Source organism: Devosia sp. (genome assembly GCF_036676215.1).
Taxonomy (GTDB): domain Bacteria; phylum Pseudomonadota; class Alphaproteobacteria; order Rhizobiales; family Devosiaceae; genus Devosia.
In genome coordinates this window covers 1-7,393 of the sequence record NZ_JAKFDJ010000124.1, presented here as the reverse complement: position 1 = coordinate 7,393, position 7,393 = coordinate 1, and the positions used below count along the sequence as shown (strand labels likewise).

Below are 7,393 nucleotides of genomic sequence, written 5' to 3'. Positions count from 1 at the left end.
GCCGATGACCAGGACGAGCAGCAGAAAGCCCCAATCCACCCAGGTCCAGAGGGCGTCGTTCTCCGGCACGGTGGGCCAGATGCGAAGCGCCAGCTCGAAATAGGCGGGAAAGCCGAAATAGGCAATGATGGCAACCGCCGCGGCGAGCGCTACCGCCACCATGACGATCTGCAGCGCTGTACTGACTTGTCTAGCCATGCGACACATCCAGACGGTAGCCCACGCCGCGCACACCGACGAGCAAGGCTGGCAAGCCGGCCGTCGTCAGCTTGCGCCGGAGATTGCTCATGTGGCTGTCGACTGTCCGGTTCATCGCCTCGCCCTCGGGCAGGCAGGCATCGATTAATTCGCCCCGTTCGAACACACGATTGGGCGACCGCACCATATGCGCCAGGAGGCGGAACTCGGTCAGCGTCACCGCCAACGGGTCGGCATCGACCAGCACTGTATGCGCTTCGGTATCGATGCTCAGACGCCCCGCCCGCAGGACGGAGCTTTGCCGTCCGCCTTGGGTGCGCCGGAGAATGGCGCGAGCCCGTGCCACCACCTCGAGCGGATTGAAGGGTTTGACCACGTAGTCGTCGGCGCCCAGCCGCAGCGCCTGGAGCTTGTCGAGGTCTTCCGCAAGCGCGGTCACCATGATCACTGGGGTATCATCAATGCGGCGGAGGGCGGCAAGCGTCTCGTACCCATCCATCTTGGGCATCTTGACATCGAGCACGACGAGGTCGGGCTTGAGGCGCTGATGGTGGGCAAGGCCCGTCAGCGGGTCGGTGGCCGCGATGGTGCGAAAGCCATCCCGCTCGAAATAGGCCTGCAGGATGCGCACGATCTCGATGTCGTCTTCGATGATCAGGATGAGTTGGTTGGTCATGCTCGGTGGTGCTTTTGGGGGGAGGTCATCAGACTTGGCTTTCAGACGTCAATGCTTTTCATCCGATCGTCGCCAGACGGCTATAGCGGCCGCCGGCCGCCAGCAGGGCATCATGGGTGCCGATCTCGACGATGCGGCCCTGGTCGAGCACCACGATCTGGTCGGCATGGCGAACGGTGGACAGCCGATGAGCAATGGACACGACGGTCCTGGACCGGGCCGCTTGCAGCGCGGAGGCCAGGGCCTTTTCCGTCTCCGGATCGAGCGCGCTCGTGGCTTCGTCCAAGAGCAGAATCTTGGGGTCGCGCAGAATGGTCCGGGCCAGCGACAGGCGCTGGCGTTCCCCGCCGGAGAACTGATAGCCCCGCTCGCCCACCGTGGTTTTCATGCCTTGCGGCAGGGCCGCGACCGTCGTGGTCAGTTGCGCCAGCTCGAGAGCTTCCACCAGTTCGGCATTGGTGGCCTCGGGATTGGCGAAGCGCAGGTTTTCTTCAATGCTGGCATTGAGCAGAAACGGATCCTGCGTCACCACGCCGAGCACATGGGAGAGGGTTTCGAAGCTGAGGTCACGGATATCCATGCCGTCGAAGCAGACTCGCCCCTGGTCGGGGTCATAGAGGCGCGCCATGAGATAGCCCAGCGTGCTCTTGCCTGAGCCCGTCGTGCCAACGATGGCCGTGTGACTTCCCGCTGGAATGTGCAGGTTGATGTCGTGCAGGGTCGGTCGATCGGCTTGCCGATAGGAAAAGGAAATGCCCTCGAAAGCGACGTCACCACGGAAATTGGCAATGTTGATCGTCATCGGCTTCTGCGGCTCGACCACCAGTGGTTCGGTATCGAGATAACTGAAGACGCGCGTCAACAGCGCCCGCGACCTCGACAGTTCGACCCGCGCCTCGAACAGTTCCAGCATCGGCCACAGCAATTGCTCCTGCAAGGCGATCAGCGCCACCAATGTGCCGATGGAAGCACCGAGTCCCTGCGCCAGCAGCAGGCCGCCGATGAGGAAGGTCAGTGCCGGCAGGATGTCGAGCGCGAACATGACAATGGCGATTTCCCAGTGACCGGCCGTGTGCGAGCGCAGTTCGAGCCCGGCCACATCGGCGGAGGTCTGGCGGAAGAGCTGCACCAGGTGGCGGGCGCGGCCCATGGTGCGCGCGAGGATGAAGCCGCCGGCCGAGAGCGACTCGGTGACGGTGGCCGACATGTCGGCGATACGATCCTGCTGCTCGAAGGTAATGCGCTCGCGGAGCGCGGCGACGCGATTGTTGAGCCATACCAGCGCCGGCAAGAAGACCAGAGAAGCCAAAGCAAGCCGCCAGTCGAGCAGGATCATCGCCACGATAGTGGTGAGGACGATGCTGACATTGCGCGCAAAATCCGAAGCGGTATTGGTGAAAAGGGCCTGCAAGCCGGCGATGTCGCTCGACATGCGCGATTGCACCTCTCCCGTGCGGGCGGTGGCGAAGAAGGCCAGCGAAAGCGATTGCAGGTGTTGGTACAACGCGACCCGCAACTCGTGCATGACCTGCTGGCCAATATGGGTCGACACATAGGCCTGGAACACGCTGGCGATTGCCGACAACACCGCGATGCCGACAAGGCCGCCGCAAAGCAGCATCAGCAGCTGCACATTGCTATGGGGTAATGCATCGTCGATCACGCTGCGGACGAGGAATGGCGCGGTGGCGCCCGCAGCGCCCGCGACGATGATCAATGCGAGGACGATCAGCAGCGCCCTGCCATGTGGGCGGACGAGCCCCAGCATGCGGCGCAGTGACGTGTGCTGGGTGGCAGATGCCTCATAGTCCTCATAAGGGTCATGCATGGTCGGACCCCCTTGCGGCTAGCGCGGCTATGTCGCTGGTTGGCACGGCTTTCTTGCGGCCGAAGATTGACATCACGACATAGTAGAAGACCGGCACGAAGAGGAGGGCGAAGAGCGTTGCCGCAATGACCCCGCCCAGCACGCCCGTGCCGAGGGCCTTTTGCGTTTCCGCGCTGGCGCCGTGGGCATGGACGAGCGGCATGACGCCCAGCGCAAAGGCCAGCGAGGTCATGACGATCGGCCTTATGCGCAGCCGTCCGGCTTCGATGATGGCGTCGCGCAAGGTCCAGCCTTCGGTGAGCTTGGCCTTGGCGAATTCGACAATCAGGATGGCGTTCTTGGCGGAGAGGCCGATCACGGTGATCAGGCCCACCTTGAAGAAGACGTCATTGGACTGCCCGCCCAGCTGCACCGCCGCGACCGAGCCGATGATGCCGAGCGGCACCACCAAGAGGACGGCGATCGGGACTGTCCAGCTCTCATAGAGTGCGGCGAGTACCAGGAAAACAACAAGCATGGAGAGTGCCAGGAGCATCGGCATCTGCGCGCCGGAATCGCGCTCCTGGAGCGATTCTCCCGTCCATTCGATGCCGAAACCTTCCGGCAATTGCTGCACCAGTCGCTCGACCTCGGCCATGGCATCGCCGCTGGCCACGCCCTTTGCCCCCTCGCCGCCCAGATCAACGGACAGATAGCCGTTGTGGCGGGAGATTTGACGGGGCGAACTGTTCCACCTGGCCGTCACCACTTCACCCAGGGCGACCATGCCGCCCTTGTCGTTGCGCACGAAGAGCTTGAGCACGTCATCGACCTGCATGCGATAGCGCGCATCGGCCTGCACGATCACCTGCTGCAATTTGCCGCCATTGGAGAAATCACCCACATTGCTCGAACTGATCGCGGTGCCCAGCGTGTCGCTGATCGCCTGGAACGACACACCGAGCGCCTGTGCCTTGTTGCGGTCGATCTCGAGCTCGACATTAGGGCCGTTGGGCAAGCTGTTCTGGTTGAGACTGGCGAGCTTGGGGCTGCTTGCGGCGGCCTCGAGCAACAGCCCTTTCGCGGCCATGAGGGCGTCGAGCCCCTTGCCGCCGCGGTCCTGCAGCACGAAGCTGAAGCCCGAGCCGCCACCGAGTTCCTCGATGGCGCCCGGCAGAGAGACCTGGATCGAGCCTTCCGGCACGTCGGCCAGGGCCTCGGTCATTGCGGCAACTTCCTCGCTGGCGGGGAGGTGTGCGCGGCCTTTCCAGTCCTTGAGCGTTACGTATGCCGTGGCGGCATTGGCACCCGAACCTACATCGCTGAAGCCATTGATCAGGAGGTTGTCCTGCGTCGCCTCGCGTCTGGTCACGGCAGCGTTGACCAGATCGGTCACCTTGGCGGTCCGCTCCTCGGTGGCGTCAGCCGGCAGGGCGATGGACACCGTGTAATTGCCCTGGTCCTCGTCCGGGACGAAAGCCGTGGGGATTAGTGGAAACCAGTAGATCAGGGCGCCGACGAGGACGACGTAAAGCGCCATCATGCGGCCGCCACGCCGCAGCAAGCCTGCGACGGTCTTGCCATAGCCACGGGTAACGGTGTCGACACCCCGGTCGAACAGGGCAAACGGCGCCCACTTCTTCTTTCCGTGCTGAACGGGCTTGAGCAGATTGGCGCAGAGCGCCGGCGTCAGCGTGAGGGCCAGGAATGCCGAGAACAGGATCGAGACCGCCATCGAGAGGGTGAACTGCCGATAGATCGCGCCCACCGAGCCACTGGCGAGGCCCATGGGAATGGACACCGCCACCAGTACGGCCGTGATGCCGATCACCGCGCCGGTAATCTCCTTCATGGCCTTGCGCGTCGCGTCCTTGGGCGAGAGTCCTTCACTCGCCATGATGCGCTCGACATTTTCAACAACCACGATAGCGTCATCGACGATGATGCCGATGGCCAGCACCATGCCGAACATGGTGAGCACATTGATGGAATAGCCGGCCAGGAACATCACCGCGAATGTGCCGAGCAGGGCGACCGGCGCCACGATGGCGGGAATGATGGTGTAGCGGATACTCTGCAGGAAGAGGAACATCACCACGAAGACGAGGGCCATGGCTTCGAAGAGCGTGTAGATGACCTTTTCGATGGACACCTTGATGAACGGCGAGGTGTCGAAGGGCAGCGCATAGGTCATGCCCTGCGGCATCGAGAGCTTGAGCTCGGCCAGGCGCGCCTTGATGGCGTCGGCCGTGGCCACGGCATTTGCCCCGGGCGACAGCTGGATGGCAGCGCCCGTCGCCTGGTTGCCGTTCTGCAGCATCGAGAACGAGCTGGTCTGCGCGCCGATTTCAACGCGCGCCACATCGCTCAGCAGCACCGTGGCGCCGTTGCGCTCGCCCTTGACCACGAGCTTGCCGAACTCCTCGGGCGTCGACAGCGTGCTGCGCACGGTGAGAGGCACGGTGATGGTCTGGCCGGGCACGGTGGGGCCTGCCCCCAATTGTCCCGGCGCGATCTGCAGGTTCTGCCCCTGAATGGCTGCAGTCACGTCGGCAATGCCGAGATTGAGCATTTCGAGCTTGAGGGGGTCGACCCATATGCGCATCGCCTTCTCGGTGCCGAAGGATTGCAGGCGCCCGACACCTTTGATGCGCTTGAGCTCGGGCACGATATATTTGGCGAGGTAGTCCTCCAGATCGAGTGCAGAGAGGCGATTGCCCTCGGCGGTCAGCGTCACGATCGCGAGAAAGCCCGCCGACGCCGATTCGACCGCCAGACCGCCCTGGCGGACGAGCGGCGGCAGCTGGGGTTCGACGCCCTTGAGGCGGTTTTGCACATCCACCATGGCGAGCTCCGGATCGGTGCCCGGGGCAAAGGTCAGGGTGATGTTGGCGCTCCCGGTGCCATCGGCGCTCGAGCTGAAATAGAGCAGGTTCTTGACGCCGGTCAGCTCGCGTTCGATCGGGATGACCACGGTTTCATTGACGGTCTGAGCAGAGGCGCCCGAATAGCTGGCGAAGACGCTGACGCTGGGCGGCGCAATGGAGGGAAACCGCGCAACGGGCAGCTGCGGAATGGCGATGATACCAAACAGCGTGATGAACGCGGCTACGACCCACGCGAAGACGGGGCGATCGATAAAGAATTGAGGCATTTTTGGCTCGCTCCGGTCAGTCGTTTTGGGCAGGTGAAGCGGTGTCGGCGGGCTTTGCACCGAATTCCACGGTGCGCACCGCTCCGGGCGCGGCCAGTTTCTCCTGACCTTCGACGACGATGCGATCGCCCGTCTTGAGGCCGTCGCGGATGATGTATTTGCCCTCCACCAGCTCGCCCAGTTGCACCGGCTTGGCGGCGGCATTGCCATCGGCGTCCACGACATAGACGCTGGCTACGCCAAGCGCGTCTCGCACCACGGCCTGCTGCGGCACGCCGATGGCGTCGGGATAGATGCCGCGCGGCACGCGGGCGCGCACATACATGCCCGGTAGCAGGCGGCGACCGGCGTTATCGGCCACGGCCCGCAGGCGTACATTGCCCGTGCCCTCGTCGACGCTGATGTCCGAGAACAGAGCCCTGGCGGCGATGATATTGTCATCGCCGTCACCGAGCAGAATTTCGATCGGGATAGCTCCGGCCTGTTGGAGGCCCCCAGTGCGCGCCGTGGCCCGCAGATGCTCGAGCCGGGACGCGGGTTGACGTATATCGATATGGACCTTGCCGATCTGTTGAATGGTGGCAAGGCTGGTGGTGCTCGTGGCTTCCGCCAGCGAGCCTTCTCCGGCCGTGGCTGCACCGATTTGCCCGTCGATCGGCGCCTTGACGGTGGCAAGATCGAGCGACAGACGCGCCTTTTTCAGTGCTGCTTCGGCCTGTGCGACGTCGGCCGCGGCCTGAGCGTGCTGCGAGGCGATCTGATCAAAGCTCTGGTCGCTGATATTGTTGCTCTGCCGCAGCACGTCCGACCGGTCGAATTCGGCAGCGGCCTGTGCGAGCACGGCCCTGGATTTCTGCAGCGCGGCCTCGGCGCTGGCTACATCGGCGGCAAAGGATGCGGTGTCGATCTGAAACAGGGACTGCCCCTGGGTAACGTCGCTACCCTCTTCGAACGAGCGAGCGATGATCAGACCGCTGACCTGCGGCCGGATTTCGGCGGTGCGAAAGGCCGATACCCGGCCTGGGAGTTCATCCCAGACCGTCACCGATTTTGCCTCCAGAGTCATGACCGACACCAGGGGCGCCTGCGTCGCGGCGTCGGCACCTTCCGCGGCAGGTGGCTCTGACGAAGCCGAACAGCCTGCAAGCAGCGCGGCGACAAGGATGGCGGAGAGGACGGGAGGAATACGGATAAACATCGGACAATCCAGGAGGAACGAGCAAGGAGGGAGCGCTTACTGCGCCACTGAAGGGGTTGGCGAGCCGCCGAGAACGCGGAAGATCTGCACCTCGGCCAGCAATTGCTCCAGCCGGTTGGCGGCCAGCGCCCGTTCCGCGGCGCGGCTGCGCTCCTGGGCGTCGAGCCAGATGCGCAGGGCCACGGCGCCGGCGCGATAGCGTTCACCGGTCAGCCGATCGGCAGCCTGCGCCGCCTCGAGCGCCGCGCGGAGGCGACGGGACTTTTCATTGAGGGTGGTTCGGGCGCTCAGCGCCGTGCCGGTGTCGCTGAAGGCGGTCAGCAGGGACGCGCGGAACTCCGATACCGCGATCTGATAGTC

Annotated in this window: 5 protein-coding genes and 1 pseudogene; all 6 read right to left on the bottom strand. The window is 64.0% G+C overall.

What is annotated here, in order from left to right; genetic code table 11:
• On the bottom strand, nucleotides 1–198 hold a 198-nt coding region (locus V6M52_RS11390; protein ID WP_332701106.1), incomplete at its 3' end, for a hypothetical protein.
• Nucleotides 191–874, bottom strand: a complete 684-nt coding sequence (locus V6M52_RS11385) for a response regulator (RefSeq protein ID WP_332701105.1) — start codon at nucleotides 872–874, stop codon at nucleotides 191–193. The genes V6M52_RS11385 and V6M52_RS11390, both read right to left, overlap by 8 nt.
• 58 nt (nucleotides 875–932) lie before the next feature.
• Nucleotides 933–2,702, bottom strand: a complete 1,770-nt coding sequence (locus tag V6M52_RS11380) for an ABC transporter ATP-binding protein (protein WP_332701104.1) — start codon at nucleotides 2,700–2,702, stop codon at nucleotides 933–935.
• Nucleotides 2,695–5,835 (bottom strand): multidrug efflux RND transporter permease subunit, encoded by a 3,141-nt coding sequence (locus tag V6M52_RS11375; protein ID WP_332701103.1) that lies wholly within the window; start codon nucleotides 5,833–5,835, stop codon nucleotides 2,695–2,697. Before V6M52_RS11375 ends, V6M52_RS11380 begins: the two co-directional genes overlap by 8 nt.
• Nucleotides 5,836–5,851: 16 nt before the next feature.
• Nucleotides 5,852–7,033: an efflux RND transporter periplasmic adaptor subunit gene (locus V6M52_RS11370; protein ID WP_332701102.1), complete on the bottom strand. Its 1,182-nt coding sequence runs from the start codon at nucleotides 7,031–7,033 to the stop codon at nucleotides 5,852–5,854.
• A 36-nt stretch (nucleotides 7,034–7,069) separates the two neighbouring features.
• Nucleotides 7,070–7,393 (bottom strand): annotated as a pseudogene (locus V6M52_RS11365) (hypothetical protein); the annotation flags it as partial.

Coding starts and splice junctions, on each gene's coding strand:
- V6M52_RS11385 (WP_332701105.1), bottom strand. CDS start 874: ATGACCAACCAACTCATCCTGATCATCGAAGACGACATCGAGATCGTG.
- V6M52_RS11380 (WP_332701104.1), bottom strand. CDS start 2,702: ATGCATGACCCTTATGAGGACTATGAGGCATCTGCCACCCAGCACACG.
- V6M52_RS11375 (WP_332701103.1), bottom strand. CDS start 5,835: ATGCCTCAATTCTTTATCGATCGCCCCGTCTTCGCGTGGGTCGTAGCC.
- V6M52_RS11370 (WP_332701102.1), bottom strand. CDS start 7,033: ATGTTTATCCGTATTCCTCCCGTCCTCTCCGCCATCCTTGTCGCCGCG.